The 26296-nt window shown below is 29.6% G+C and carries 29 protein-coding genes and 1 other RNA gene; 18 read left to right on the top strand and 12 right to left on the bottom strand.

Going from position 1 to position 26296, the window contains the following annotated elements; genetic code table 11:
* Positions 1 to 34: 34 nt before the first annotated feature.
* A complete protein-coding gene (locus ACWYN7_RS06500; protein WP_462859048.1) occupies positions 35 to 1141 on the top strand; it encodes a lycopene cyclase family protein in 1107 nt (368 codons plus the stop codon).
* Between the two features lie 155 nt (positions 1142 to 1296).
* Here the strand turns inward: ACWYN7_RS06500 and mazG are convergent, their stop codons facing one another.
* The 4 genes from mazG to ruvX all read right to left on the bottom strand — a co-directional run bounded on the left by mazG (position 1297) and on the right by ruvX (position 3689).
* Entirely contained in the window at positions 1297 to 2076 is a 780-nt protein-coding gene (mazG, locus tag ACWYN7_RS06495; protein ID WP_462859047.1) for a nucleoside triphosphate pyrophosphohydrolase, read from the bottom strand.
* Between the two features lie 85 nt (positions 2077 to 2161).
* Positions 2162 to 2578, bottom strand: a complete 417-nt coding sequence (locus ACWYN7_RS06490; protein ID WP_462859046.1) for a DUF5606 family protein — start codon at positions 2576 to 2578, stop codon at positions 2162 to 2164.
* A 27-nt stretch (positions 2579 to 2605) separates the two neighbouring features.
* Complete coding sequence (gene def, locus ACWYN7_RS06485; protein WP_462859045.1) at positions 2606 to 3196, bottom strand: peptide deformylase; 591 nt, start codon at positions 3194 to 3196, stop codon at positions 2606 to 2608.
* A gap of 82 nt (positions 3197 to 3278) precedes the next feature.
* The gene (gene ruvX, locus ACWYN7_RS06480) at positions 3279 to 3689 is read right to left on the bottom strand and encodes a Holliday junction resolvase RuvX (RefSeq protein ID WP_462859044.1); all 411 of its coding nucleotides are present in this window, start codon (positions 3687 to 3689) and stop codon (positions 3279 to 3281) included.
* Positions 3690 to 3877: 188 nt separating this feature from the next.
* Between ruvX and ACWYN7_RS06475 the strand changes: the two genes are divergently transcribed.
* Together ACWYN7_RS06475 and ACWYN7_RS06470 are read left to right on the top strand one after the other, a co-directional pair.
* Positions 3878 to 4693, top strand: coding sequence for a 2,3,4,5-tetrahydropyridine-2,6-dicarboxylate N-succinyltransferase (locus ACWYN7_RS06475; protein ID WP_462859043.1), 816 nt, complete (start codon positions 3878 to 3880; stop codon positions 4691 to 4693).
* A gap of 14 nt (positions 4694 to 4707) precedes the next feature.
* Positions 4708 to 5457, top strand: coding sequence for a glycosyltransferase family 2 protein (locus ACWYN7_RS06470; RefSeq protein WP_462859042.1), 750 nt, complete (start codon positions 4708 to 4710; stop codon positions 5455 to 5457).
* Positions 5458 to 5460: 3 nt separating this feature from the next.
* Here the strand turns inward: ACWYN7_RS06470 and ACWYN7_RS06465 are convergent, their stop codons facing one another.
* The gene (locus ACWYN7_RS06465) at positions 5461 to 6210 is read right to left on the bottom strand and encodes a glycosyltransferase family 25 protein (RefSeq protein WP_462859041.1); all 750 of its coding nucleotides are present in this window, start codon (positions 6208 to 6210) and stop codon (positions 5461 to 5463) included.
* Complete coding sequence (locus ACWYN7_RS06460; protein ID WP_462859040.1) at positions 6207 to 7010, bottom strand: alpha-1,2-fucosyltransferase; 804 nt, start codon at positions 7008 to 7010, stop codon at positions 6207 to 6209. Before ACWYN7_RS06460 ends, ACWYN7_RS06465 begins: the two co-directional genes overlap by 4 nt.
* Positions 7011 to 7129: 119 nt before the next feature.
* Between ACWYN7_RS06460 and ACWYN7_RS06455 the strand changes: the two genes are divergently transcribed.
* Positions 7130 to 8545, top strand: coding sequence for a CCA tRNA nucleotidyltransferase (locus tag ACWYN7_RS06455; RefSeq protein ID WP_462859039.1), 1416 nt, complete (start codon positions 7130 to 7132; stop codon positions 8543 to 8545).
* Positions 8546 to 8624: 79 nt separating this feature from the next.
* Positions 8625 to 9275, top strand: coding sequence for a DUF1647 domain-containing protein (locus tag ACWYN7_RS06450; protein ID WP_462859038.1), 651 nt, complete (start codon positions 8625 to 8627; stop codon positions 9273 to 9275).
* A gap of 57 nt (positions 9276 to 9332) precedes the next feature.
* Here ACWYN7_RS06450 and ACWYN7_RS06445 read toward each other — a convergent pair whose 3' ends face one another.
* The 4 genes from ACWYN7_RS06445 to ACWYN7_RS06430 form a co-directional block, all read right to left on the bottom strand.
* On the bottom strand, positions 9333 to 11162 hold the full coding sequence (locus ACWYN7_RS06445; RefSeq protein ID WP_462859037.1) for an ABC transporter ATP-binding protein: 1830 nt from the start codon (positions 11160 to 11162) through the stop codon (positions 9333 to 9335).
* On the bottom strand, positions 11162 to 12877 hold the full coding sequence (locus tag ACWYN7_RS06440) for a phospho-sugar mutase (protein ID WP_462859036.1): 1716 nt from the start codon (positions 12875 to 12877) through the stop codon (positions 11162 to 11164). The genes ACWYN7_RS06445 and ACWYN7_RS06440 overlap by 1 nt, the downstream gene beginning before the upstream one ends.
* Positions 12878 to 12928: 51 nt before the next feature.
* The gene (locus ACWYN7_RS06435) at positions 12929 to 13885 is read right to left on the bottom strand and encodes a glycosyltransferase family 2 protein (RefSeq protein WP_462859035.1); all 957 of its coding nucleotides are present in this window, start codon (positions 13883 to 13885) and stop codon (positions 12929 to 12931) included.
* Between the two features lie 77 nt (positions 13886 to 13962).
* A complete protein-coding gene (locus ACWYN7_RS06430) occupies positions 13963 to 14481 on the bottom strand; it encodes a DUF4199 domain-containing protein (RefSeq protein ID WP_462859034.1) in 519 nt (172 codons plus the stop codon).
* Positions 14482 to 14650: 169 nt separating this feature from the next.
* Here ACWYN7_RS06430 and ffs point away from each other — a divergent pair.
* Both ffs and ACWYN7_RS06420 read left to right on the top strand, forming a co-directional pair.
* Positions 14651 to 14749, top strand: an RNA gene (gene ffs / locus ACWYN7_RS06425) — signal recognition particle sRNA small type.
* A 73-nt stretch (positions 14750 to 14822) separates the two neighbouring features.
* Entirely contained in the window at positions 14823 to 15626 is an 804-nt protein-coding gene (locus ACWYN7_RS06420) for an SDR family oxidoreductase (RefSeq protein ID WP_462859033.1), read from the top strand.
* Here ACWYN7_RS06420 and ACWYN7_RS06415 read toward each other — a convergent pair.
* Positions 15623 to 16660, bottom strand: a complete 1038-nt coding sequence (locus ACWYN7_RS06415; protein WP_462859032.1) for a hypothetical protein — start codon at positions 16658 to 16660, stop codon at positions 15623 to 15625. The genes ACWYN7_RS06420 and ACWYN7_RS06415 overlap by 4 nt on opposite strands.
* Before the next feature lie 204 nt (positions 16661 to 16864).
* Between ACWYN7_RS06415 and fsa the strand changes: the two genes are divergently transcribed.
* From fsa to ACWYN7_RS06400, 3 genes are all read left to right on the top strand, one after another.
* Positions 16865 to 17518 (top strand): fructose-6-phosphate aldolase, encoded by a 654-nt coding sequence (fsa, locus tag ACWYN7_RS06410; protein ID WP_462859031.1) that lies wholly within the window; start codon positions 16865 to 16867, stop codon positions 17516 to 17518.
* A 250-nt stretch (positions 17519 to 17768) separates the two neighbouring features.
* On the top strand, positions 17769 to 19496 hold the full coding sequence (gene menD / locus ACWYN7_RS06405; protein WP_462859030.1) for a 2-succinyl-5-enolpyruvyl-6-hydroxy-3-cyclohexene-1-carboxylic-acid synthase: 1728 nt from the start codon (positions 17769 to 17771) through the stop codon (positions 19494 to 19496).
* Positions 19496 to 19951: a S1 RNA-binding domain-containing protein gene (locus ACWYN7_RS06400; RefSeq protein WP_462859029.1), complete on the top strand. Its 456-nt coding sequence runs from the start codon at positions 19496 to 19498 to the stop codon at positions 19949 to 19951. The genes menD and ACWYN7_RS06400 overlap by 1 nt, the downstream gene beginning before the upstream one ends.
* Positions 19952 to 20014: 63 nt before the next feature.
* Here ACWYN7_RS06400 and ACWYN7_RS06395 read toward each other — a convergent pair whose 3' ends face one another.
* Positions 20015 to 21172: an alpha/beta hydrolase-fold protein gene (locus ACWYN7_RS06395; RefSeq protein WP_462859028.1), complete on the bottom strand. Its 1158-nt coding sequence runs from the start codon at positions 21170 to 21172 to the stop codon at positions 20015 to 20017.
* Positions 21173 to 21240: 68 nt separating this feature from the next.
* Between ACWYN7_RS06395 and ACWYN7_RS06390 the strand changes: the two genes are divergently transcribed.
* From ACWYN7_RS06390 to ACWYN7_RS06355, 8 genes are all read left to right on the top strand, one after another.
* Complete coding sequence (locus ACWYN7_RS06390; protein WP_462859027.1) at positions 21241 to 22080, top strand: 1,4-dihydroxy-2-naphthoyl-CoA synthase; 840 nt, start codon at positions 21241 to 21243, stop codon at positions 22078 to 22080.
* A gap of 77 nt (positions 22081 to 22157) precedes the next feature.
* A complete protein-coding gene (purU, locus tag ACWYN7_RS06385; RefSeq protein ID WP_459487000.1) occupies positions 22158 to 23027 on the top strand; it encodes a formyltetrahydrofolate deformylase in 870 nt (289 codons plus the stop codon).
* Between the two features lie 116 nt (positions 23028 to 23143).
* Positions 23144 to 23752: a fumarylacetoacetate hydrolase family protein gene (locus tag ACWYN7_RS06380; protein WP_462859026.1), complete on the top strand. Its 609-nt coding sequence runs from the start codon at positions 23144 to 23146 to the stop codon at positions 23750 to 23752.
* 38 nt (positions 23753 to 23790) lie between these two features.
* Positions 23791 to 24108, top strand: a complete 318-nt coding sequence (locus tag ACWYN7_RS06375) for a hypothetical protein (protein WP_462859025.1) — start codon at positions 23791 to 23793, stop codon at positions 24106 to 24108.
* A 55-nt stretch (positions 24109 to 24163) separates the two neighbouring features.
* The gene (locus tag ACWYN7_RS06370; protein WP_462859024.1) at positions 24164 to 25411 is read left to right on the top strand and encodes a competence/damage-inducible protein A; all 1248 of its coding nucleotides are present in this window, start codon (positions 24164 to 24166) and stop codon (positions 25409 to 25411) included.
* Between the two features lie 80 nt (positions 25412 to 25491).
* Positions 25492 to 25731: a 50S ribosomal protein L28 gene (rpmB, locus tag ACWYN7_RS06365; protein ID WP_462859023.1), complete on the top strand. Its 240-nt coding sequence runs from the start codon at positions 25492 to 25494 to the stop codon at positions 25729 to 25731.
* A 29-nt stretch (positions 25732 to 25760) separates the two neighbouring features.
* Complete coding sequence (gene rpmG / locus ACWYN7_RS06360; protein ID WP_013868805.1) at positions 25761 to 25943, top strand: 50S ribosomal protein L33; 183 nt, start codon at positions 25761 to 25763, stop codon at positions 25941 to 25943.
* Positions 25944 to 25995: 52 nt separating this feature from the next.
* Entirely contained in the window at positions 25996 to 26148 is a 153-nt protein-coding gene (locus tag ACWYN7_RS06355; protein WP_068364889.1) for a DUF4295 domain-containing protein, read from the top strand.
* Positions 26149 to 26296: the final 148 nt, after the last annotated feature.

Raw genomic sequence — 26296 nt, 5'->3', positions numbered from 1 at the left:
AAATAAAACTACTTTGCAATTACAAAATAAAAGTATGAAAAAGTTTGATGTTGTTATTGTTGGTGCTGGTACAGCAGGTATAATTTTGGCAAGAGAATTAGGGAAACTTAAAAAGAAAACCTTAGTCTTAGATCGAAAAAAAGACCTTTTAGAATTCTCTTTTAACACTTTGGGTAGTTTTATCAATTTAGAAAAATTTGAACTTACTAAAGATGTTGTAGCTCAAGATATTAATACAGTTTGTTTTCATTCTAAAAATGTTACCAGAAAACTTAAAACAGATTTATACGTCTTAGATAAGAAAAAAGTCCATCAAGAAATTTTAAATAATGTAGATACTAATTATGTTACATTTTTAACGAATATCAACATTAAAAACATTCATCAAGATAAAAATGGAAATTTTATAGCTGTAGTTGATAAAAATAAAAACGAATATTCAGCTACAATTTTTGTTGATGCTTCTGGTACAAATGGTGTACTTAGTAAAAAGGTGGGGTTAATTGCAAAAAAGACGGAATTAGCCACTGGTGTTGAGTATAATGTTGCATACAAAGGCAACAAAACTGATTTGCATTTATTAATGGGTAAAGAGTATCAAGGAGGTTATGGTTGGATTTTTCCTCTAAAAAATAAAAGAGCAATTATTGGTTTTGGTTCTTTTGATGATGAGATTGTGAAAGATTTAAAAAACCGTTTGCATAAAATTTTAGAATTCCCTAAAATTAAAAAGTTGGTAGAAAAAGATAATGATAAAGTAGAAGGAGGAAGTATACCAATAACTCCAGTTTTAGATAAATTTGTGATTAACAATTTAGTTTGTGTTGGCGATTCTGTTTCGCAAGTAAACCCAATTGTAGGCGAAGGGTATAAGTTTATTTTCGAAGCTGCAATTATGGCAAGTAAAGCTATACATACAGCTTTAGAAGAAAATAATATTACGCTTTTAACTGAATATGAAAAAGATTGGAAAAACAGATTTCTGTTAAATTACCAACGCTCTAAAAGAGCACAAAATCGTTTTGTGAAATATTCTCAAAACAATTGGTTAATGGATTATACTTTATTTATTTCTAAATTTATTAGCGATGAAAGATGTGTAACCTCTTTATCTGGCGAGTATGGTTTAGAAAACAATTAGGTGTTAAGAGCCTGCAAATGGACTACCAAAAATACCAACAGCCAATTCTACGTAAATAATTAGTAAGACAATTAAAACAATAGCTGCAATTATAATTTTTCTTTTTTTATTCAAAACTTACCTTTAAAAGTGATTTGAATAAATATATAAAAAAATTATTTAAAAAATTCTTTCGATTTTTCCCAATATACATCCATTTCAGTTAAAGACATATCCGAAAGATTTTTACCTTCTTTTTGCGCAGCTTGCTCTAAATATTGAAAACGATTTATGAATTTTTTATTCGTTTTTTCTAATGCATTTTCAGGATTTACATCAATAAAACGAGCGTAATTAATCATAGAAAATAAAACATCTCCAAATTCTTTTTCTATATTTTCTTTATGGCCAGCTTTAATTTCAGCATTTAATTCTGTAAGTTCTTCTTGTACTTTTGCCCAAACTTGTTCGGGTTTTTCCCAATCAAAACCAACTCCAGCAACTTTATCTTGAATTCTATTGGCTTTTACAACAGCTGGTAAACTTTTGGGCACACCTTCTAAAACCGATTTTTTACCTTCTTTTAATTTTAGTTGTTCCCAATTGCGTTTTACATCTTCCTCGTTTTCAACTTTTACATCACCATAAATATGAGGATGTCTGTCTATTAATTTATCAGAAATTGAATTGGCAACATCAGCAATATCGAAAGCTTTTTTTTCGCTACCAATTTTTGCGTAAAAAACAATGTGCAACAAAACATCACCCAGTTCTTTTTTAATTTCAGGCAAGTCGTTATCAAGAATAGCATCTGCCAATTCGTAAGTTTCTTCTATGGTTAAATGACGTAAACTTTCTAAAGTTTGTTTTTTATCCCAAGGACATTTTTCACGAAGCTCGTCCATAATATCTAACAGACGATTAAATGCAGCAAGTTGTTCTTTTCTAGAATTCATAGTTTTATAAAGTTGCCAATTTGCAAAACATTAGCAGTAAAAATACTAAAGCGAATCGATTTTAATATTAAAATCGATTTGCTATTTATTCTTCTTCGTCAGAAACAGTTTCTTCTGTTTTAGAAAAATCAAAACCAGCGTCTATTAGTAAATTAAACCACTGAATTACTTTTTTAATGTTAGAAGTGTACACTCTTTCATCATCGTAATTTGGTAAAACTTCAGCAAAAAAAGCTGCTAATTTATTACCACTTTCTTTGTGAGAAATCGCTTTTTTACCTTCTGTTTTTTCTGCTATGGCTTTAAAAACATCTAATAATGGCATGTCTTCTTCGTAAGTATAAATGGCTATATTTTCTAACAAACTTACATTTTGTGTAGAGTTGATTGCCAAGCGTTTTTTATCTGAAATATTTTCTGCAATAATTGCATTTTTAGATTGTGTTACTACTAAAAATAATCCTGGTTTACCAGTTACTGATATAATTTTACTAAATTCCATTTGTATATTTTTTGTCTTTTTTTAAGACTATTTACCTTTTTTTAAATTTGGGAAACGCATTCTATAATCTGCATTTATTTTCCCTTTAGAAATGTTTTCTAACTTCTTTTTTATCAATCTTTTTTTAAGTGATGATAATTTGTCTGTAAATAAAATACCTTCTATATGATCGTATTCGTGCTGAAAAACTCTTGCAGCTAAACCATCTAAAACTTCGGTATGAGTATTAAAATCTTCATCTTGATATTCTATGGTAACTTTTGGCTGACGATAAACATCTTGACGAACATCAGGAATACTTAAACAACCTTCGTTAAAAGCCCATTCTTCTCCTTCTTCTTCTAAAATTTGTGCATTTATAAATACTTTATTAAAGTTTTTTAAAGCAGTTCTATCACTATCATCTAAATCTTCATCTTCTGCAAAAGGAGATGCATCTATGACAAATAAACGAATGGCTTTGCCAATTTGAGGGGCAGCCAAACCAACACCAGAAGCATTATACATAGTCTCTTTCATATTGCTAATTAACTCTTTTAAATTAGGGTAATCAGCAGTTATTTCTGTGCATTCTTTACGAAGAACAGGGTCTCCATAAGCTACAATTGGTAATATCATTTTGTGTTTTTTATTGTTTGCAAAAGTACGATTTAGAAATCCGTAATCCCAAATTTTGGATTCATAAATTCATCCTAAATAATTATTGATTGTACAAGTACGATTGTAAAATAATGGTAGCACTAATTTCATCAACCAAAGCTTTGTTTCTGCGTTGTTTTTTCTTTAGGCCACCATCAATCATGGTTTGAAAAGCCATTTTAGAGGTAAATCGTTCATCTACTCTTTTTACAGGAATTTGCGGAATTTCTTTAGCCAATTTCTCTAAAAAAGGAAGTATTAAAGCCTCACTTTCGCTATCAGAATTATTCATTTGTTTGGGTTTGCCAACTAAAAAAAGTTCTACCTTTTCTTTTGATATATAGTCTTTTAAAAAAGAAAAAAGCTCAGTAGTATTTACAGTAGTTAACCCAGAAGCAATAATTTGTAATTGATCTGTAACTGCAATACCTGTTCTTATTTTTCCATAATCGATGGCTAAAATTCTTCCCAAATTATATACTTTTTTTGCAAAAATAAAGTTTAAACTTTTAATAATATAAATTAAAGCGAATAAAATCAATTAGTTAAAAATAAAGTGCTTTTTGTATTTTAAACAAACCATTTATATCTGTTTAAAAAACGTATATTCGCTTAGTTTTTTAGCATTCAAATTATATTTGCAAAAAATAATTTATTAAGATGGAAGATATTAGAAAAATTATAGAATCTGCTTGGGAAAATCGTGAATTATTACAAGAAGAAAATACGATTAATACCATAAGAAAAGTTGTTGATTTATTAGATAAAGGAGAATTAAGAGTTGCAGAACCAACAGAAGGAGGTTGGCAAGTTAACGAATGGGTAAAAAAAGCTGTGGTTTTATATTTCCCAATTCAAAAAATGGAAACTTTAGAAGCTGGTATTTTTGAATATCATGATAAAATTCCTTTAAAGAAAAACTTCGCAGAAAGAGGTATTAGAGTAGTGCCAAATGCAGTTGCAAGACATGGAGCGTATATTTCTCCAGGTACAATTTTAATGCCTAGTTATGTAAATATTGGTGCGTATGTAGACGAAGGTACTATGGTCGATACTTGGGCTACAGTGGGTTCTTGTGCGCAAATTGGTAAAAATGTACATTTATCTGGTGGTGTTGGTATTGGTGGTGTTTTAGAACCATTACAAGCTGCACCTGTAATTATAGAAGATGGCGCTTTTATTGGTTCTAGATGTATTGTTGTAGAAGGTGTTAGAGTAGAAAAAGAAGCGGTTTTAGGTGCTAATGTTGTGTTAACAATGAGTACTAAAATTATAGATGTTACTGGTGATGAACCTGTTGAAACAAAAGGAGTTGTACCAGCAAGATCTGTTGTAATTCCAGGTAGCTATACCAAAAAATTTGCCGCAGGAGAATACAATGTACCTTGTGCATTAATTATTGGAAAAAGAAAAGAAAGTACCAACAAAAAAACCTCTTTAAATGATGCGCTACGTGAGTATGATGTGGCTGTTTAAAGATTAAAAATTCTATGACTAAGATTACTGCTATTATTCCTACTTTAAATGAAGAAATTCATATAGAAGCAGCTATAAAATCTGTGCAATTTGCTGATGAAATTATTGTAATTGATTCATATAGCACAGATAAAACAGTAGTTTTAGCTGAAAAACATAATGTAAAAATCATCAAACGAGAGTTTGATGATTTTTCTTCTCAAAAAAACTTTGCTATAGACCAAGCAAAACATCCTTGGATTTATATTTTAGATGCGGACGAAAGAGTTACTCCAGAAGTAGAAAAAGAAATTTTAAAAGCGGTACAAAACCCTAAAGATAAAGTTGGGTTTTATGTAAGAAGATGCTTTTATTTTGTTGGTAAAAAAATTAAGTATTCTGGTTGGCAAAGAGATAAAGTAGTGCGTTTGTTTTTAAAGAAGGATTGTAGGTATCAAGGTATTGTTCATGAAACTATAAAAGCGAATGGTGAATTAGGTTTTTTTAAAAACAAAATAGATCATTTTGGTTATAAAGATTACAATCATTTTATATCTAAAATTCATCAATATGGAGAACTAAAGGCTAAAGAATTACACGAAAAAGGTAAAACTGTAAATGCATTTCATTTATTAGTAAAACCACCTTTTAGAGTTTTTTCTCACTTTGTATTAAAAAAAGGGTTTTTAGATGGTTATGTTGGTTTAGTACTATCCATAACTCAAGGTTATGCTGTTTTAACAAGATATATTAAGCTTTGGTTGCTTAACAGAAGCGAAAAATAAATTTTATTTATTAGACTTGTAAAAAAAGTAATTTCTTACACATCTATTTAGCTTATAGGTAAATAGAGTAAAGAATTGCCAAAAAGGACGTAAAATTTCTCGAATTACTTTTTTCCAAGCAATCATATTATTTTGTTGAATGGTGCTGCCTCCCATTTTTTTATCAACACTAATTACATATTGTTTATTAGTAGAAAATAATTGCACTTTATGTTTGTAAACGTCTTGTTTCATTACATCTATAGGCGCGTAATAATCACTTAAATTATCAGAAAGTTTTTTGGCTGCATTTTTGCCAATTATTTGCCCAATCATTAAAACTGGTGGCATTAAAAATTTGGTTTTAAATTGGTCTTTTTCTAGAGGATAAAATCCTTTTTTACCAGAAATATCTAAAAAATCATTAATGGTTATTTTTGATAACAGTTGCTCTAAATCGTTAAAAAAACCATTTTGAATCAGAGCATCATCTTCTAAAATAATCGAAAAATCTTCAGGTTGATGAGAGAGAAATTCCCACAATTTAAAATGTGTTAAGCATATACCAATTTCACCATCATTTGGATAAGGAAAATGAGCTAAAATATTATGTTTCTTTTTTTCTTCTTTTAAAACATCTACACCTAGCTCTTTGCCATAAACTGCAGAAATTCTTGTAATTGGAATTTTCAATTTGGCAAACTGATCTTCCATAAAATCACGTCTTTCTGTGCTTTTATCTAGGTTGATATAATAGACTTTATAAGACATCATAATTGTATCCAATTTTTACAAGCCACCTCATTTTCTTTATTTACAAACCATTGTTTTGGAGCTATTACTATTTTATCAAGATGCTGATTTAACCAAGCTCCCCACCAAGAAAAACTGCTGTTTGCAGTAATATTATGGTGACATAAACTCATTAAATACAAATCTTCGTGAGGTATTGTTTTATGGTTTATATAGGTTGCATTTTTAATATTCAGATTAGCTTTTGTCCAAGCAATATCATCAGAAAAAACAAAGAAATAAATGTTTTTCTGTTTTTCTTTAATCCGTTTTATGGCCTTGTTGTAATAGGTTAAATCGCAAGTTCCGTGAATTTTATTGGCTTTTTTATCAGAAATGTAATCTCCTCTCCTAATATGTACAGCACAAGAATTTGTGCAATTATTTATTTCTTTTTTATAATTGATGGTAGTTTCTGATAATTTTTGTTGAATGGTAAATTGCTCTAATAAAATTGCTCTTATTTCTTTAAAATATTTTTCGGTTTGAAAATATCCTTTTACGTATTCATTACCCGATAAACGGAATAATTTTTCATCAAACAAAAGGCTTTTTTCTCTAATGTTTTTTTTGAGTTTAATTTTACCTAAAAAAGTAGAAAATTCATCAGCCGTATCTAAATCAATCTTATATTTATCTAATTGATATCCACCATGTAGTGTATAGGTTTTAAACTTAGAAATATCAATTTGCACTTCAAAACCTTGCTGTTGCAGCGATTTTGCATATGCATATTGAAACATTTGATTTCCAAGACCACCAACTATTCTAACAATAATCATTTAAATTCGAATTTCTGACATCAATTTAACACAAAAGTACAAATGTTATCACGATATTCTTTTATCAATTTTAGGTTTAAAAGGATAGAAAATTATAAATTTGCTTCACTTTTATAAATATGAAGTATACAGAAGCAATTTCATCAGAAATATTTAGCGTAATTTCTAAAGCATCAAAAGAAATCAATATCGATTCTTACGTGATTGGCGGTTTTGTGCGCGATTTTTTTCTGAAAAGAGGTACAGCAAAAGATATAGATGTAGTTGCTGTAGGTAGTGGAATCGATTTGGCATTACAAGTGTCTAAATTATTACCCAATAAACCTAAAGTTCAGGTTTTTAAAACCTATGGCACAGCAATGTTGCGTTTTAAAGATGTAGAAATTGAGTTTGTTGGTGCAAGAAAAGAATCGTACACAGAAGAAAGCAGAAATCCTGAAGTTACAGCAGGGACTTTAAAAGACGATCAAAATAGAAGAGATTTTACCATTAATGCATTAGCTTTAAGTTTAAATGAAGGTAATTTTGGCGAACTTTTAGATCCTTTTAACGGAATAGAAGATTTACAAAATAAGGTGATTAGAACACCTTTAGATCCTAATATTACCTATTCTGATGATCCTTTACGTATGATGCGTGCCATCCGTTTTGCAACACAATTAAATTTTAAAATAGAAGAAGAGTCTCTTAAAGCTATAGGTGAAAACTCACATAGACTTAAAATTATTACTAGAGAAAGAATTGTAGATGAATTGAACAAAATTTTATCATCGCCAAAACCTTCTATTGGATTTTTATTGTTAGAAAAAACAAAATTATTGCCGCAAATTTTACCAGAATTGATAGCTTTAAAAGGAGTAGAAGAAGTAGAAGGGCAGAAGCATAAAGATAATTTTTACCATACTTTCGAGGTTGTAGATAATATTGCAAAACATACAGATGATGTTTGGTTAAGATGGGCTGCATTATTGCACGATATTGGAAAAGCACCTACAAAAAGATTTTCTAAAAAAGTAGGTTGGACCTTCCATTCACATGAATTTGTGGGTTCTAAAATGGTGTATAAAATTTTTAAAAGATTAAAAATGCCTTTGAATAACAAGATGAAATTTGTGCAAAAAATGGTGTTATTAAGTTCTAGACCTATTGTGTTAGCTTCGGATGTAAATGATTCTGCTGTAAGACGTTTGGTTTTTGATGCTGGTGATGATATTAATGCATTAATGACATTGTGCGAGGCAGATATTACCACTAAAAATCCGAGAAAATTTAAACGTTATCATCAAAATTTCGATTTAGTTAGAAAAAAAATAAAAGAAGTAGAAGAACGAGATCGTGTTCGTAATTTTCAGCCACCTGTTACTGGCGAAGAAATTATGGAAGCCTTTAATTTAAAACCTTGTAGAGAAATTGGTCAAATTAAAGAAGCGATTAAAGAAGCAATTTTAGATGGTAAAATACCTAATGAACACCAAGCTTCTTATGACTTTATGCTTGAAAAAGGGAAATCTTTAGGCTTAACAATTTCTCAATAAAAAGCTTATGAAATTATTTACAGAACTTAGAACAGTAGTTTTAGAGTTAAGATTGCTTTTTTTTTAAAGTAAACAAGAGTTGGTAATTGTTACAGGTTCTGATAGTTCACATTTTAAAAGCTTATACCAACTTTTAGTTAGTTTATATCTGTATGAAAAAAATACCAAAGTTTTAATTTACGATTTGGGAATAACAGCTCAAGAAAGTGAAATTTTAAAAAATGATTTTTCTGATTTTGAGCTAAGAAAATTTGACTATTCTAAATACCCATCTTATTTTAATATTAAAATAAACGCAGGAGAATATGCTTGGAAACCTGTAATTATTAATGATGTTTTAAATGAATGTAAAACATCTGTTTGTTGGTTAGATGGAGGTAATAAAGTAACAAAACCACTAATTTTACTTAGAAAAGTGATAGAATTTTACGGACTTTATTCCCCTTTTTCTAAAGGGATAACTTCTGATTGGACTCACCCAAAATCATTAAAGTATTTAGACGTTTTAAATGATAAGAATTTATTGAAACAGAAGAATTTAAATGGTGCTTGTGTTGCTGTTGATTATAATAATATAAAAGCTAGACAGGTAATTAAAAATTGGAGCGATGCTGCAAAAACTAAAGATTGTATTGCTCCACAAGGAAGCAGCAGAGAGAATCACAGACAAGATCAAGCAATTTTATCTGTTTTAGTTTTAAACATCTATTTGATATTGGCAAAAAAATGACGTACAGAAAATTTGGTTTTAAAACACATCAAGATATAGATTAGTTAGATCTATATTTTAACCTAAACTTTGCATAGAAACTAACTTAAAGTATTCACCTTTTTTGGTTAATAAAACGTCGTGTTTTCCTTGCTCTACAATTTTCCCTTTTTTCATTACTACAATTATATCTGCTTTTTGAATGGTAGATAATCTGTGCGCAATTACTAAAGATGTTCTGTTTTGCATCATTTTTTCTAAAGCCACTTGTACCAATTGTTCAGATTCTGTGTCTAAGGCAGAAGTAGCTTCGTCTAAAATCATTATTGGTGGATTTTTTAAAACAGCTCTGGCAATAGATAAACGTTGTTTTTGTCCACCTGAAAGAGAGTTTCCACTATCACCAATATTTGTTTTAAGTTTTTCTGGTAAATCCTTAATAAATTCCATAGCATTTGCAATTTCTGCAGCCTCTATAACTTCGGTTTCTGATGCATTTTCTGAACCTAATTTGATATTATTTTCAACAGAATCGTTAAACAAAATAGATTCTTGCGTAACAATACCCATTAAACCTCTTAAAGATTTTTTAGTAACATCTTTTATGCTGATGCCATCTACTAAAATATCACCTTTATTAACATCGTAAAAACGGGTAATTAAATTGGCAAGTGTAGATTTTCCACTTCCAGATTGGCCAACCAAAGCAACTGTTTGTCCTTTTTTTATTGTTAAAGAAAAATCTTTTAAAACATATTCTTTTTTGTATTTAAAAGAAATGTTTTTAAACTCAATTTCGCTTAAAAAATCTTGTTTCACAATAGCCTCAGGTTTGTCTTTTATGCTGTTTTCAGTATTTAAAACTTGCATAATTCTTTCTGCAGACGCTTCTCCCTTTTTTATGTTGTAAAATGTAGTTGTTATTAGTTTTATAGGATTTAGAACAGTATAAAATAACACAATATACCCCATGAATTTACCAGCTTCTAAAGAGCTTGTTTTTTCTAAAACATCTGTACCTCCATACCAAAGAATGGTAATTATAGTTGCAGATCCTAAAAATTCACTCATAGGCGATGCCAAAGTTTGTCTATGAAAAACACTAGTCATTAGCCTTCTAAATGTAGTTGTAGATTCGTTGAATTTTCTTTCAATAATTCTTTCTGAATTAAAGCCTTTTATCACCCTTAAACCACTCAAAGTTTCTTCTATAAAAGATAAAAATGTACCGGTTTCTTTTTGTGCTTTAATTGATTGTGACTTTAATTTTTTACTGATAGATGAAATAATAAAACCAGAAACAGGCAAAAGAACAAAGACAAATAAAGTTAATTCTACACTTATAAAAAGCATTATTCCAATAGAAATTATCACTGTTAAAGGCTCTCTAACTAAGGTTTCTATTGATGTTAAAATTGAGTTTTCTACTTCTTGCACATCAGCAGTCATCCTTGCAATAATGTCTCCTTTTCTTTTTTCTGTAAAGTAAGAGATTGGCAATTCTACAATTTTACGATATAAATTATCTCTTAAATCTTTAACAATTCCTGTTCTTAAAAAAGTAATGACATAAGATGCCAAATAACGAAACAAGTTTTTGAAAAAGAATAAAGAAAGCGATAACAAACAGATAAATAGCAATACATTTATCTGACCATCTTCTTCTATTTTGTTTGATATAAAATAATTAAAACTGCCTTCTAAATACGATCCTAAATTGGTAATGCCTTCATAAGTAGGTTTTTTAATAATCGCTTTTTTTACACCAAACAGAATATTTAGTAGGGGTATAAAAGCCAAGACAGATAAAACATTAAATATGGCGTAAAAAATATTAAAGAGAATATTTAAAAGCGTAAACTTTCTATATTCTCTTTCATATTTAAGAATGTCCTTAAAGTGACTCATTAATTTAATTTCATCTCTTTTATAATTCGTTGAATTTTTGCGTCTAATTCAGCCTCAACTTTATCAGCATTTTCGGTGGCATCTAATTCGCTATTTACACTAAAATAGAATTTAATTTTAGGTTCAGTTCCACTAGGTCTAGCTGCAATTCTAGTACCAGAAGCTGTTTGATAAATTAATACATTAGATTTTGGTAAATCTATTTCAGTAACTTCTCCAGTAATTAAATTCTTTTTTGTTGATGCATCATAATCAGAAAGCGATTCTATTTTTTCTCCATCAATTTCGGTTAATGGATTGTTACGCATATCACTTAAAATTTGTTGAATTTCAGCAGCGCCATCCATTCCTTTTTTAACGATAGAAATTAAGTGCTCTTTGTAATATTTATTTTCTACATAAATATTTAATAATTCTTGATAAAAAGAACTTCCGTTTTGTTTTGCATAAGCAGCAACTTCGCAAGCTAAAAGAGTAGCTGTTACAGCATCTTTATCGCGAACAAAACCACCAACCATATACCCAAAACTTTCTTCTCCACCACCAATAAAATCTAACTCAGGGAAATCTTTTACCATTTTGGCAATCCATTTAAATCCAGTTAAACCTACTTTAGTTTCAACTCCTTTTTGAGCAGCTACATCATTTACCAATTCTGTAGAAACAATAGTAGAACCTACAAATTGTTTGCCATTTAATTTGCCTTCTTCTTTCCATTTGCGTAATAAAAATTCTGTCATCACAACCATAGTTTGGTTACCATTCATTAACTTCATATTACCTTCTAAATCTCTTACAGCAACACCTAATCTATCACAATCAGGGTCTGTACCAATTACAATATCTGCACCTATTTTATCAGCTAAATCAGTAGCCATTTTTAGTGCTTCTGGTTCTTCTGGGTTTGGCGATTTTACAGTTGGGAAATCTCCATCAGGTTTTCTTTGTTCTTCAACAATATGAACATCATTATAACCAGCACCAGCTAAAGCATCTGGTACAGACATTATTGAAGTTCCGTGTAAAGAAGTAAAAACAATTTTTAAATCTTCTCTTTTAATATCATCAGCTAAAGAACCATTTTTAATAGATTCTTTAATAAAAACATCATCTACATCTTTACCAATAACTTCAATTAAATCTTCGTTTGCATCAAATTTAATTTCAGAAAAATCTAACGAATTTACTTTGTTGATAATTCCACCATCATTTGGCGGAACAATTTGACCACCATCTGCCCAATATACTTTATAACCATTATATTCTGGCGGATTGTGTGAAGCTGTTAATACAATACCTGCATCACAACCTAAATGACGAACTGCAAAAGACAATTCTGGAGTTGGTCTTAAATCTTCGAAAAGAAAAACTTTAATATTATTTGCTGATAAAACATCAGCCACAACCTTTGCGAATTTTTTACTGTTATGTCTACAATCGTAAGCAATAACAACACTTAATTCATCTTTTTTTACATTTTCTATTAAATAATTAGACAAACCTTGTGTAGCTCTACCTAATGTATATTTGTTAATTCTATTAGTACCAGCACCCATTAAACCTCTCATTCCTCCAGTTCCAAAAGCCATATCTTTGTAGAATCTATCTGCTAAATCATCAGGATTATTAGCAATTAATTCTTGAATTTCTGTTTGAGTTTCTTCATCAAAAATTGGAGTTAACCATTGTTTTGCTTTGTCTAAAATTTCGTTCATTTTTAATAGTTTTTTTTAGTGATGGTATTTTATGTGATACAAATATACTATTTAGAAATTGAGTTTTTCTTTAATTTTGTAGTGTTTTTCGTTGCTTTTTGTTTTTATGATTAGCTCTCCTATAAAACCAGCTAAAAATAATAAAGTTCCTAGAATCATAGAAGTTAAAGCAATATAAAACCAAGGATTATCGGTTACCAAAATTGTTTTTATTCCGTTAAAAACTTTGTAAAGTTTGTAAGCGCCAATGTAAAAAGCTGATGTTGTTCCAAAAATAAACATTAATGTACCCCAAAGTCCGAAAAAATGCATGGGTCTTTTACCAAATTTAGACAAAAAGGAAATGGTAATTAGGTCTAAAAAACCATTGATAAAACGATCCATACCAAATTTGGTTTCGCCATATTTTCTGGCTTGATGTTGCACAACTTTTTCGCCTATTTTAGTAAAGCCTTCGTTTTTAGCTAAAACTGGGATATATCTATGCATTTCTCCACTAACATTTACGGTTTTTATAACTTCTTTTTTATAGGCTTTTAAGCCACAATTAAAGTCGTTTAATTTTAATCCTGATGTTTTTCTGGCAGCAGCATTAAAAAGTTTAGAAGGTATGTTTTTGGTGATTACATTATCGTATCTTTTCTTTTTCCAGCCAGAAATTAAATCGAAATCTTCTTGAGTAATTAGTTGGTATAATTCAGGAATTTCTTCAGGATTGTCTTGTAAATCAGCATCCATTGTAATTACCACTTTACCTTGAGCTAGCTCAAAACCAGCATCTAAAGCTTGGCTTTTTCCATAATTTTTTTGAAAACGAATTCCTTTAACTTCATTATTTTTTTTTGATAGTTGCTCAATAACATTCCAAGAAGAATCTGTGCTACCATCATCAATAAAAATAACTTCATATAAATAACGATTGGATTGCATAACTTTTGCAATCCAATCGAATAATTCTTTTAAGGATTCTTCTTCGTTAAGAAGTGGTATTACTACCGAAATTTCCATATATTGAGTTCAAAAAATTTAATTTCTAAAAGTCAAAGTTACACTTTTATGAATTATTGAACGCTAAACTTTAAATTTTAGTAAGTTTCTTCTTCAGATTTTTTCATAATTGCTGCTGTAATTGCAGAAAAAATAAAACCTAATACTAGACCACCTATAATCATTCCTCCATAAAGAGATAGATAAAAATAATCTTCTGTCATTTTAGTTGACATTTCAATTTGATCAGATGTCATACCTGCATCTTGCCATTGAACTATAGATTTTTCAATTATTTGATTTTTAAAATCAGGTTCAATAAAGTTAGCAAAAAGATAAGTATATATCCCTGAAATTATAATACCAATTAAAACAACACCCATTCCAGTTTTAACTCCTTGTCCCCAAGATAAAAATCCTTGGTTATCATCTTTAAATTTTTTAGTTGCTAAAACTATAAAGGTTATCATAATAACAAATCCTAATAGCATACCAATCATGTTTTGTTCTAAATGATTACCTGTGGCATACATAATAAGACTTAAAATTACAGATATTACACCATAATATAATCCATAGTTTAGAATAATGTTTTTACTACTTGCTTGATTTTCCATTTGTGTTTTTAAATTTAGTTAGTTGTACAAATATAAATGAATTCAGTTTGATACTTTTTTTAAAAAAAATATTCAAAACATCTTATTAGTATACAATACTTTAGAAATGTTACATTAAATAAATATTAATTTTTAATTGTTAGTATAAAAATAGATTGTAAATTTGCAGTGGCAAGTCCTACACAACTAGCTCCCTTTGAATCCCCCAGGGTGGGAACACAGCAAGGGTATTAGGTTGTAGCAGTGTGATGTAGATAGCTTGCCATTTTTTGTGCCCTAAATTTACGTTTCTTCTTTTATCTTTTCTGATATTTGTTTCATAATTATAATTTTAAAAAAACATGTCTAAAGTAGTCTTAGTTACTGGAGCTTCTTCTGGAATAGGAAAATCGATTGCAACTTTTTTAAGCAAAAAAGGCTTTACTGTTTACGGTACAAGTAGAAATCCAAAAAACATAGAGAGTTTTTCTTTTCAATTAATTGCTTTAGATGTTTTAAATACAGCAACTATTAATAGTGCAGTAGATTTAATTATAGAAAAAGAAGGCAGATTAGATGTTTTAGTAAATAATGCAGGAATGGGGATTACTGGTCCTGTAGAAGACACTCCTACAGATGAAATGCGCGCAGTTTTTAACACCAATCTTTTTGGTGCAATTGATGTTATGAAAGCAGTTTTACCACAAATGCGTAAGCAAAACTCAGGGACTATTATAAATGTAACCTCGATCGCAGGTTATATGGGTTTGCCTTTTAGAGCGGCATATTCTGCCTCTAAAGGTGCTTTAGAATTAGTTACAGAAGCAACAAGTATGGAGGTTAAAAACTTCGGAATTAACGTTGTAAATGTAGCTCCTGGAGATTTTGCAACAAACATTGCAGCTGGCAGATACCACACACCAGTTTTTGACAATTCTGCTTACAAAGAAAAATATCAAGCGTGTCTAGATTTAATGGACGCTCATGTAGATCATGGAATGGATCCTATAGAAATGGCAAAAACAGTTTACAAAATTATCAACAATAAGAATCCTAAAATTCACTATAAAGTGGGCGATTTTATGCAGAAATTTTCTATTGTTTTAAAACGTATTTTACCAGATAAAATGTATCAGAAATTATTAATGAATCATTATAAGCTCTAGTCTTCTATACTAATATGTTCTTCTGCAGTTTCGCTTAAATAAGTTTCTAAAATGTTTATTTCGCAATTTAAGGAATCAAAATCTAATTTTATATAACCATAGAAATTTTCATCATTTCTAATGAGTCTTAGTGCGTAATAATCATCTTTTTCGTTTGCAAATTCCTTTTTGTAAGTTAAATTATTCTGAAGAAAAAAGTTGTAGTTTTCATAAGGTGCATCAAATTCATAAAAAACATCTAGAGAGTTTCTAACATCAGCAGAATCAAATTTATTTGCAGCATAACTTCTTGTATTTTCTGTAGAAAAAGGAGGTTCAAAAATTACAGGAAAAGGAATGCTAACTCCTTTAGGAGAAAGAATTTCATTAATTTCTTCGTCTGTAGAAACCAGCTTTATGTTATACGCCACAAAATTTGGTGTGTTTGCAAAGTCTACAACTTCATCAGCAAGTAAGGTGTAATCTGTTGTTCCGTCTTTATCTAAATCTATTTCTATAGGTAGTTTATCTGCAAAACAAGTAGAAAAATAAGTGTAATTTGTGTCTTCTGCTATATAGTCATCAACGGTAAATTCTACCCAAAAAGTAATCGTTTTAATTAATTTATCATGATGATCTCTATAAATAATTTGTCCAGAAAATTTTTTGTCCATTTCCCAATCTTGTATCGTAACTTCTAACACATAAACTTGAGTTATGGCACTAATATCTGCAGTGCTACCATCGTAAAATTCGTAACCTCGATCTATCTGTAAGCAATCGTTTATCTTATTAAAAACAAAATTTAGAGTTTCTGTAGTGTTGTTATCATTTAAATCTTTGGTGTAACTTATGCTAACAGAATTATCAGAATAACTGCCTTGCCAGACAGCAGATGCTGAGTTGTCTAGAATAATTATATTGTCTGATGTTGTAACACCAATATCTGATAAATCACATAAAATGGTGCCTTCTATACCTTCTTCTGTGTTTACAGAATCGCAAGAAATTAAAGTTGATAAAAAGAAAAGGAATGCTAAATAATTTATTTTCATTTATAAAATTGTTTTTTAGACTCAAAAAAAGGTATTTGATAAAGTTAGACACATAAAAAACAACAAAGTTTAAATTTAAATCTAAAAAAGGTCATATTTGTTATGTTTTTAACCAATTAATTGTAAAACTTATAATTATTTTTTCTCTTAAAGAAATGATTGTAACTATCTTTGCTACAAATTAATTATAAATTTTTAAAAAGAATGAAATTTTTTATTGATACTGCAAATTTAGAACAAATAAAAGAAGCACAAGACTTAGGTGTTTTAGATGGTGTAACTACAAACCCGTCTTTAATGGCTAAAGAAGGTATTACTGGTCAAGAAAATATAATAAATCATTACAAAGCAATTTGTGATGTAGTTGAAGGTGATGTTTCTGCAGAAGTTATCTCTACAGATTTTGATGGAATGGTAAGAGAAGGCGAGGCTTTAGCTGCTTTAAATCCGCAGATTGTGGTAAAATTACCAATGATAAAAGATGGTGTAAAAGCATGTAAATATTTTTCATCAAAAGGGATTAAAACCAACGTAACTTTAGTTTTTTCTGTTGGGCAAGCATTATTGGCTGCAAAAGCAGGTGCTACTTATGTTTCTCCTTTTTTAGGACGTTTAGATGATATTTCTACAGACGGAATGAACTTAATTTCTGAAATTAGATTGGTTTATGATAACTATAACTTTGATACTGAAATTTTAGCAGCTTCAGTAAGAAATACTATGCATATTGTTAATTGTGCAAAATTAGGATCAGATGTAATGACTGGACCTTTAAGTGCAATAGAAGGATTGTTAAAACACCCTTTAACAGATAGTGGTTTAGCTAAATTTTTAGCAGATTACCAAAAAGGAAACTAGAAGCTCATCCTAGCCTTGCCAAAGGGAAGAAACTGTTGTGGGAATTGAGTGTGGAAAATGTTTGTTTGAAGCTATTTCCTGCTTTCCACGATATCTTTTTGCCCAAAAAACAAAAAGGATGTCGTTTCAATCAGGGCTAAAGTTGTTTGCTAATTAATAGCTCATTTAAAAGATACAGAAACTCTAAATTAATGTAATTTGGAGTTTCTTTTTTACCAAAATATATAAGTTAGAAATAAAATATTTCTAAATGAAACAAATAGAACAGCAAATTTTATCTAGTAACAGTTCCTCTCCTTTGGAGAGGTTAGCAGAGGCCGTTTTTCCAAAAAAAGAACTCGCACAACTTGTAATATCTGCCTGTCATCAATTTAATATTGATACTATTGTTATTTCTCCTGGTTCTAGAAATGCCCCATTAACTATTGGTTTTTCTAATCATTCAGAAATAGAAACCTTAAGTGTTGTAGATGAAAGATGTGCTGCTTTTTTTGCGTTAGGGATTGCTCAGCAAAAACAAAAACCAGTGGCAGTTTTATGCACTTCTGGTTCTGCTTTGTTAAATTATTATCCTGCAATTGCAGAGGCTTTTTACAGTAATATCCCACTTGTGGTAATCTCTGCAGACAGACCAAAACATTTAATAGATATCGGAGATGGACAAACCATTCGTCAAGAAAATGTGTTTGAAAACCATATATTATTTTCAGCAAATCTCATAGAAAACCCCAAATTTATTGCAAGAAATTCGCAATTAATTGGTGAAGCTTTACAAATAGCAACAGCGCAAAAAGGTCCTGTTCACATTAATGTTCCTTTTGATGAACCTTTGTATGAAACTGTATCTGAATTAAAAACGTTTCATTTTCCTAATATTTCTACAAGTTCTTTAGATAATGCCAATATCAACTATAAAAAATTAGCAAAAATTTGGAATACTTCTGATAAAAAAATGTTAGTAATTGGTGTTAATTATCCTGATGAAGAATTGCACAATTTAATGGATTTATATTCTGATGATGAGTCTGTAATGATTTTTACAGAAACAACATCAAACTTATATCATAAAAAGGCAGTGAATTCTATAGATCAGTTAATTTTTTCTTTAGATGATGCTCAATTTCAAGAATTACAACCAGATATATTAATCACGTTTGGTGGTATGATTGTTTCGAAAAGAATTAAGAAATTTCTAAGAGAATATCAACCAAAACATCATTGGAATATTGATGAGAAAAAAGCAACCAATACTTTTTTCTGTTTAAGTGAATTTATACAAACGAAACCTGTTGATTTTTTCTCGAATTTTAATAAAATCATCACAAAAAAAGAAAGCGATTATCAGTCTAAATGGTTAAAAATCAGGGATTATAGAAGAGAAAAGCACTCAGAATATTTATCAGAAATAAAACATTCAGATTTTAAAGTTTTTGAGCAGGTTTTAGAGAGTATTCCTCATAATTCAGATTTACAAATTAGTAATAGTGCAATTATTAGATATGCACAGTTATTTCAAATAAAAAATACCCTACGTGTTTTTTGTAATCGAGGTACAAGCGGAATTGATGGTAGCACATCAACAGCAATTGGAGCCGCTTTTGCAAGTAAAAATCAAACTATTTTTATTACAGGCGATTTAAGTTTTTTTTACGATTCTAATGCGCTATGGAATAAAAATATTCCTAATAATTTTAGAATAGTTTTAATAAATAATTCAGGTGGAGGAATTTTTAAAATTATTCCTGGACCATCTACAACAAATGCATCAAAATATTTTGAAACCCCACATTGTTTAACAGCAGAATATTTGTGTAAAATGCATGGTTTCGATTATTTGCAAGCATCATCTAAAGAAACAGTTACAAAAGCATTAAATGGTTTTTATGCAGAATCAGACAAACCAAAAATTTTAGAAATTTTTACGCCAAGTGCAGAAAATGATTTAATTTTAAAAGCATATTTTAAATATATAAAATAATGGATTTACAAGAAGAGTATCAAGAAGGAGATATCAATTTAAAAGAAGGAGAAAAAGTTCAGTTAATTATAGAAAAAGAAACGGGCTTAGGGTATACTGTTTTAATAAATGAAGAATACGAAGGTTTGCTTTTTAGAAGCGAAGTTTTTCAGGATTTAGAAGAAGAAATGGAAGTTGATGGATACATCAAACAAATTCGTGAAGATGGTAAAATCGATGTTTCTCTCCGTCCACAAGGTTTTAGAAATGTAATTGGTTCTGATGTAGAACAGGTTTTAGAAAAACTTAAAAATAGTAAAGAAGGTTTTTTGTTGTTAACTGATAAAAGTTCTCCAGATTCTATTCGTTTTCATATGAAAATGAGTAAAAAAGCATTTAAAAAGGCTGTTGGTAATTTATACAGACAAAAACTGATTCTTATTAAAGAAGATAGAATAGAGCTTATAAATCAGTAATCAGAATACAGTTTAAAGTTGGCAGTTATTTTTTTTGAATAAAATTAGTACTGCCAACTTTTATTATTGACCACCAAGTCTTAAAATATTTTCGTAATAAGCATCAGAATTAGGATCTGCAGGATCCATTTTTCCATACCCAATTTTATAATATTTTATTGCTTGTTTTGTCATTTGTCTAGATTCGTAATAACGACCAATATAATATTCACCTAAAGGAGAAGTAGGAAATAATTTTAAAATCATTTTACCAAAATCTCTTAGTTTATCGCCATTTTCCTTTTCGATAATAATGTTTTCTATGGCATAAATGTCTTTTTCTCTAATACCCAAATTGGTGCCAAATAAAAATTCAATTTCTAAATATTTATTTTCTAAATAAAAAATGGCATCTTTTGGCGATAAATCTTTAATGTTTTCATCATATTCTTCTTTAGAAATGGCAGAATATACTTCAAACATTTTTGTCATTGCTCTTGGTATTGCTTCGTGCGTAGCAGAAATTGCACTATCTGTGTTGATTACATCATTAATAACATTAAAGTTTTTAATCTCTAATTCTGACAAAGCCTGCTGAACTTTACTAATTTTTTCTTCTTTGTTTTTAGAAAATGAATTAGAATTATTAGTGTAAAAATAAAAGGTATTGTCTTCTTTTGCGAACTTTGGTAAATTATAAGTTTGTAATTCGCCAATTACAAAATCAGAAAAACTAGGATTTATACAAATAAATGAGTTGATAAAAGCAGTGTCTTCTTTAAGAAAATGAGACACCATATTTGCAGAATAACCTTGGCCAACTAAAGAAATGTAAGGAGAGGTTCTGTAATTACTTTCCATATGCAAAATAACTTCATCTCTTATAAATTCGTAAAAATAATTGGCTTTAGCTGTAAGTGATCCATTAGATCTATTAAAAGAAATGTCTTCTTGTTTGGTTTCTTCCATAGCAATACCCACCACAATTTGTTTAGGAGCTTTGTCCCTTTTTGCAAATAATTTAGAAGTGCCTACATAAGCATCAAACATATACTCTTCATCAAAAACAATGGTTAAAGGATAGTTTTTAATACTGTCGCTCTCATAACCTTGTGGTAAATAAATTTTAATATTTCTAGTGGTTTCTAAAATATCAGACTCTAAACTAGTTTCTATTGTTTTTTGCGAAAAACCTAAAACAGAAAAAAGTAAAAATAATAATGAGAGTGTTTTCTTAATCATAAGTTAGAATGTTTATTTTTGCTGATGATGATTTTTATTCTTTATAAGAACGTACAAAATACAAAAATATGATACAACCTGAATGGGAAACTGCCAAAGTTTACGAAGATATAACGTATAAAAAATGTAATGGAGTAGCCAGAATTGCTTTTAACAGACCCAATGTTAGAAATGCTTTTAGGCCAAAAACTACCATAGAATTGTATGATGCTTTTTATGATGCAGGCGAAGATACTTCTATTGGCGTAGTTTTACTTTCTGCAGAAGGCCCAAGTACCAAAGATGGTGTGTATTCTTTTTGTTCTGGAGGCGATCAAAAAGCAAGAGGTCATCAAGGTTATGTGGGTGATGATGGTTATCACAGATTAAATATTTTAGAAGTTCAACGTTTAATCAGATTTATGCCTAAAGCAGTTATTGCTGTGGTTCCTGGTTGGGCAGTTGGTGGTGGCCATAGTTTACATGTAGTTTGCGATTTAACTTTAGCATCAAAAGAACATGCTATTTTTAAACAAACTGATGCAGATGTAACTTCTTTTGATGGTGGTTATGGATCTGCATATTTGGCAAAAATGGTAGGTCAGAAAAAAGCACGAGAAATCTTCTTTTTGGGTAGAAATTATTCTGCGCAAGAAGCCTATGAAATGGGAATGGTAAATGCTGTAATTCCTCATGATGAGTTAGAAGACACTGCTTATGAATGGGCACAAGAAATTTTAGCAAAAAGTCCTACTTCTATAAAAATGCTAAAATTTGCAATGAATTTAACTGATGATGGAATGGTTGGGCAGCAAGTTTTTGCAGGTGAAGCCACACGTTTAGCCTATATGACAGACGAAGCCAAAGAAGGTAGAGATGCTTTTCTTGAAAAAAGAAAACCAAATTTTCCTAAAAAATGGATACCATAGACAATTGTAAATTTTAGAATTATGAATTACGAATATTGAATTCGTAATTTAAAATTAATAATTCATAATTAAATAGAATGAAATCACAAGTAGTAACTTTTTTAATAAAATGTCCAGATCAAAAAGGATTGGTTGCAAAAATTACCAGTTTTTTTTATGAAAAGGGCTTCAATATTTTAAGTTGTCAGCAATACGTAAATTCAGTAGAAGACATGTATTTTATGCGTATTCGTTTAAATGCAGAAGGTACAAATATCTCTAAAGTGGAATTGGAAAGCAGTTTTTTAGAATTAGCAGCACCTTTACAATTCAATTGGTCTGTAAATTATGGAGATGAAAAGCAGAATGTGGCAATTATGGTGTCGCATACAAGTCATAATTTATACGATTTATTAGAGCGTTATAAAGAAGGCAGTTTAAATTGTAATGTAAAAATGATTATCAGTAATCATGATAAATTAAGACATATAGCAGAAATGTTTAATGTTCCCTATTATCACTTACCAGTAACAAAAGAGACTAAATCAGATCAAGAAGCACAAGTAAAAGAATTGTTAGAAGTAAATGACATTGATTTGGTTGTAATGGCAAGGTATATGCAGATTTTATCATCAGATTTTATCAATTATTATAAAGATAGAATCATTAATATTCATCATTCATTTTTACCAGCTTTTCAAGGAGCAAATCCATACAAAAGAGCTTACGAAAGAGGAGTGAAGTTAATTGGAGCAACTGCACATTATGCTACAGAAGACTTAGATGAAGGGCCAATAATTGAGCAAGATGTTAAACCAGTTACTCACGAAAGTACTACTCAGACTTTAAAAAGAATTGGGGCAGATATCGAAAAATTAGTTTTAGCAAGAGCAGTTAAATGCCATTTAAACAATCAAATTATTGTTTCTGGAAATAGAGCCATTGTTTTTCCAGAAGCTGGAGAGTAATAACTCTTTTAATTTCCCTAAAGGGGAAAAAATAAAACGTAATAGTAATTTAAAAACTCAAATTTCACCCAGATTGGAGTTCCTTCTTTTTGGGAAGGCTAGGATGGGATTTTGTAATGAAAATAATCTGTATTGGGCGCAATTACGCAAAGCATATAGAAGAATTGGCAAACGAAAAACCAGAAAATCCTGTTGTTTTTTTAAAACCAGATTCTGCTATTTTACCACGAAAAAATCCGTTTTTTACACCTCCTTTTTCTGATGATATTCATTACGAAGTAGAGGTTTTAGTCAAAATAAATAAAGTGGGTAAATATATAGACCCAAAATTTGCTTACAAATATTATGATGAAATCGGATTAGGAATCGATTTTACAGCCAGAGATGTACAAGCAAAATGCAAAGCAAAAGGTTTGCCTTGGGAAAAAGCAAAAGCTTTTGATGGTAGTGCTGTAGTGGGTGAATTTTATCCAAAAGAAGAATTCGATTTAGAGAATTTAAAATTTCAATTGTACAAAAATGATGAGCTAGTACAAGATGGAAATACAAATGCAATGTTGTGGAAAACTGATGAATTAATCGCTTATGTATCTCAATACTTTACCTTAAAAAAAGGAGATATTATTTTTACAGGAACACCTGCAGGTGTAGGTAAAGTTGTAGAAAATGATACTTTAAAAGGGGTTATAGAAGGTAAAGAGGCGTTTCAAATTAGAGTGAAATAGTTATAACAAATAATTTCTATTCAATTGTTTTACAGTTAATGATCAATTTTTTAATTCAAATAATTGTAGCTGTTTTTATAGGTTGGAGCTATGTATATTTAGCACAGAAATATAAAAAAAGTAAAATCATTTATTTTTGTATCGGCTTTTTTATTTGTTTGATATTTAGAATTGGATATCTGTTTTTTTATGGAGTTATTACAGATTTTAAAGTAGATCAAGATTTAAATCATCATAAAAACTTGTCAATCGTATTAAGTATTATTGTTGCTTATGTTTTGTTTCGATTATTGCGAAGTGCATTGCAGGATAATAATTCAGAAACTCCCAATATTAACGAAATAGGAAAAGAATAAAAAATAGTTTTATAACCTACATACATTAACTTTAAGCAAAGTTGTTAAATAAATAATGAAGGCAGAAATAATAACGATAGGAGATGAAATTTTAATCGGGCAAATTGTAGATACCAATTCGCAGTTTATTGGGCAACAATTAAATAAAATCGGAGTTTCTGTATATCAGATTACTTCTATTCAAGACGATCAGCAACATATTTTAAATGCTTTAGAAGAAGCACAAAATCGAGTAGATATTGTAATCATAACAGGTGGTTTAGGACCAACCAAAGACGACATCACCAAAAAAACAATTGCACAATTTTTTAATGATGATGAAGTTGTAGAATATCCAGAGGTAATTGCACACATAAAAGAACTATTTAAAAAAATAAATCATCCTTTTAAAGAAGTGCAACTTTATCAAGCGCAATTGCCATCAAAAGCAACCTTGTTAATGAATAATTTTGGAACAGCACCAGGCATGTGGTTTTATGAAAACGAAACTGTGTTTGTATCACTTCCAGGAGTACCTTATGAAATGAAAGGCTTAATCATAAATAAGGTGTTGCCTAAAATTCAAAAACAGTTTAAACTACCTTTCATCATCCATAAAACAATTATGACATATGGACAGGGAGAAAGTACCATTGCAGAAATTATAGAAGATTTTGAAGACAGTTTGCCAAAGCATATTAAATTAGCCTATTTACCCTCTTTTGGTAAAGTTCGTTTGCGTTTGTCTGCTATAGGCAAAAACAAAATAAAATTAGAAAAAGAACTTAATGACAAAGTTGCTGAAGTTTATAAATTAATTCCGGGTATTATAACAGGTTTAGATGATGATAGTTCTTTAGAAAAAAGAGTGGGCTTGTTGTTGCAACAAAATAATCAAACAATATGTACAGCAGAAAGTGTAACTGGTGGTAAAATAGCATCCAATTTAGTTTCAGTTGCAGGTTCATCTGGCTATTATAAAGGGAGTTTTGTAACGTATTCAGCAGCAACCAAGATCGATTTATTAGGTGTTTTGCCACAAACTATAGAAAAATACACAGTGGTAAGCAAAGAAGTTGCTTTAGAAATGGCTAAAGGAGCTAAAGAAAAGCTAAACACTAATTACGCTATTTCAGTTACTGGTAACGCAGGGCCAACAACAGATCATAATGACAAAAGTGTAGGTTTGGTATATATTGCAATTGTTTCTGATAATAATGAGTTTGTGGGCGAATTTAATTTTGGTCAACCACGTGAAAAGGTTATTAATAGAACTGTAAGCAAATCCTTAGAATTACTTCAAAAAGAAATATTAAAAAATTAGTAAATTTCTTTTGTTCAGATCTAGAATTATTTGTAGATTTGCACCTCGTTTAGAGATAACACTATAAAACTGTCAAGAAGATGTCTAGAGTTTGTGAATTAACAGGAAAAAAAGCAATGGTTGGGAACAACGTTTCTCACGCTATGAATAAAACTAAAAGAAAGTTTGACGCTAATTTAATGACAAAGCGTTTTTACATTCCAGAGGAAGATAAATGGATTACTTTAAAAGTATCTGCATCTGCTTTAAAAAATATTAACAAGAAAGGAATTTCTGCAGTTATAAAAGAAGCTAGAGCTAACGGTTTTTTAACTAAATAAGCTTAGGCTAACTAAAATTTTATATAGAGATGGCAAAAAAAGGAAACAGAGTTCAAGTAATTTTAGAGTGCACAGAGCACAAAGCTAGTGGTCAACCAGGTACTTCTAGATACATTACTACCAAGAACAAAAAGAACACTCCAGATAGAATGGAAATTAAAAAATTCAATCCTATCTTAAAGAAAATGACTGTTCACAAAGAAATTAAATAATACAACTATCTAGAACTCAGAATAGAGCACATAGATATAAAACATTTACAAAATGGCAAAAAAATCAGTAGCATCGTTACAAACAGGATCAAAAAGATTAAGTAAAGCAATCAAAATGGTTAAATCTCCAAAAACAGGAGCTTATATGTTTGTAGAAGCAATTATGGATCCATCTAAAGTAGACGCTTTTTTATCTAAAAAGTAATAAACTACTAAACAATATTTTAAAGCTACTTTCTTTTAGAGAGTAGCTTTTTTTATATCTTTACATTTGAGTCATTTAAAGCTTATTTTTTAAGATGGGCGTTACCTAAAGGTCGGGCTTTACGCTAAATCTTTTTTTATAAAGTAAC

Source organism: Polaribacter sp. M10 (assembly GCF_054968445.1).
The sequence above is the reverse complement of the archived record's forward strand: the minus strand, read 5'-3'. Positions and strand labels throughout refer to the sequence as shown.

Coding starts and splice junctions, on each gene's coding strand:
- ACWYN7_RS06500 (WP_462859048.1), top strand. CDS start 35: ATGAAAAAGTTTGATGTTGTTATTGTTGGTGCTGGTACAGCAGGTATA.
- mazG (WP_462859047.1), bottom strand. CDS start 2,076: ATGAATTCTAGAAAAGAACAACTTGCTGCATTTAATCGTCTGTTAGAT.
- ACWYN7_RS06490 (WP_462859046.1), bottom strand. CDS start 2,578: ATGGAATTTAGTAAAATTATATCAGTAACTGGTAAACCAGGATTATTT.
- def (WP_462859045.1), bottom strand. CDS start 3,196: ATGATATTACCAATTGTAGCTTATGGAGACCCTGTTCTTCGTAAAGAA.
- ACWYN7_RS06475 (WP_462859043.1), top strand. CDS start 3,878: ATGGAAGATATTAGAAAAATTATAGAATCTGCTTGGGAAAATCGTGAA.
- ACWYN7_RS06470 (WP_462859042.1), top strand. CDS start 4,708: ATGACTAAGATTACTGCTATTATTCCTACTTTAAATGAAGAAATTCAT.
- ACWYN7_RS06465 (WP_462859041.1), bottom strand. CDS start 6,210: ATGATGTCTTATAAAGTCTATTATATCAACCTAGATAAAAGCACAGAA.
- ACWYN7_RS06460 (WP_462859040.1), bottom strand. CDS start 7,010: ATGATTATTGTTAGAATAGTTGGTGGTCTTGGAAATCAAATGTTTCAA.
- ACWYN7_RS06455 (WP_462859039.1), top strand. CDS start 7,130: ATGAAGTATACAGAAGCAATTTCATCAGAAATATTTAGCGTAATTTCT.
- ACWYN7_RS06445 (WP_462859037.1), bottom strand. CDS start 11,162: ATGAGTCACTTTAAGGACATTCTTAAATATGAAAGAGAATATAGAAAG.
- ACWYN7_RS06440 (WP_462859036.1), bottom strand. CDS start 12,877: ATGAACGAAATTTTAGACAAAGCAAAACAATGGTTAACTCCAATTTTT.
- ACWYN7_RS06435 (WP_462859035.1), bottom strand. CDS start 13,885: ATGGAAATTTCGGTAGTAATACCACTTCTTAACGAAGAAGAATCCTTA.
- ACWYN7_RS06430 (WP_462859034.1), bottom strand. CDS start 14,481: ATGGAAAATCAAGCAAGTAGTAAAAACATTATTCTAAACTATGGATTA.
- ACWYN7_RS06420 (WP_462859033.1), top strand. CDS start 14,823: ATGTCTAAAGTAGTCTTAGTTACTGGAGCTTCTTCTGGAATAGGAAAA.
- ACWYN7_RS06415 (WP_462859032.1), bottom strand. CDS start 16,660: ATGAAAATAAATTATTTAGCATTCCTTTTCTTTTTATCAACTTTAATT.
- fsa (WP_462859031.1), top strand. CDS start 16,865: ATGAAATTTTTTATTGATACTGCAAATTTAGAACAAATAAAAGAAGCA.
- menD (WP_462859030.1), top strand. CDS start 17,769: ATGAAACAAATAGAACAGCAAATTTTATCTAGTAACAGTTCCTCTCCT.
- ACWYN7_RS06400 (WP_462859029.1), top strand. CDS start 19,496: ATGGATTTACAAGAAGAGTATCAAGAAGGAGATATCAATTTAAAAGAA.
- ACWYN7_RS06395 (WP_462859028.1), bottom strand. CDS start 21,172: ATGATTAAGAAAACACTCTCATTATTATTTTTACTTTTTTCTGTTTTA.
- ACWYN7_RS06390 (WP_462859027.1), top strand. CDS start 21,241: ATGATACAACCTGAATGGGAAACTGCCAAAGTTTACGAAGATATAACG.
- purU (WP_459487000.1), top strand. CDS start 22,158: ATGAAATCACAAGTAGTAACTTTTTTAATAAAATGTCCAGATCAAAAA.
- ACWYN7_RS06380 (WP_462859026.1), top strand. CDS start 23,144: ATGAAAATAATCTGTATTGGGCGCAATTACGCAAAGCATATAGAAGAA.
- ACWYN7_RS06375 (WP_462859025.1), top strand. CDS start 23,791: ATGATCAATTTTTTAATTCAAATAATTGTAGCTGTTTTTATAGGTTGG.
- ACWYN7_RS06370 (WP_462859024.1), top strand. CDS start 24,164: ATGAAGGCAGAAATAATAACGATAGGAGATGAAATTTTAATCGGGCAA.
- rpmB (WP_462859023.1), top strand. CDS start 25,492: ATGTCTAGAGTTTGTGAATTAACAGGAAAAAAAGCAATGGTTGGGAAC.
- rpmG (WP_013868805.1), top strand. CDS start 25,761: ATGGCAAAAAAAGGAAACAGAGTTCAAGTAATTTTAGAGTGCACAGAG.
- ACWYN7_RS06355 (WP_068364889.1), top strand. CDS start 25,996: ATGGCAAAAAAATCAGTAGCATCGTTACAAACAGGATCAAAAAGATTA.